Raw genomic sequence first — 399 nt, 5'->3', positions numbered from 1 at the left:
CCGGTCGGCCAGCATGCCGCCTGGGATCTGCATGAGCGCGTACGTCAGAAAAAACGAACTCAGCAGTAAGCCTTGCACCGCGGGGCCGATGTTGAATTCCTTCGCGATCAGCGGCATCGCGACTGACAACGATGCGCGGTCGACGTAGTTGATGGAAATCAGCATCAACATCATCAAGAAAATCTTCCAGCGCACAGAGCTCTTCGTCTCCGTTAGCGCCATGGCCGGGGCCTGGCTTGCGGTTTCCATTACGCGTGTCTCCTGGTAGCTCGGAAAGCCCTTTCGAGAAGCGGGCTGGGAGGCCGGTCTTGACGCCGATCCTCCCGCCTTCGCCCACCGAAACGACCTCCTGAGTCGATTTGATTGGTTTGTGTTGCGCAACGTGGCTGAGTATAGGAT

At 57.9% G+C, this 399-nt stretch carries 1 protein-coding gene; it reads right to left on the bottom strand.

The window, feature by feature from the left end:
• Positions 1-249, bottom strand: a 249-nt coding sequence (locus tag D7V77_RS42920) for an MFS transporter (RefSeq protein WP_120581792.1), incomplete at its 3' end; no start/stop codon positions are given.
• Positions 250-399: the final 150 nt, after the last annotated feature.

This window comes from Corallococcus sp. CA041A (assembly GCF_003612075.1).
Classification (GTDB): domain Bacteria; phylum Myxococcota; class Myxococcia; order Myxococcales; family Myxococcaceae; genus Corallococcus; species Corallococcus exiguus.
This window is presented reverse-complemented; position numbering and strand designations above follow the sequence as displayed.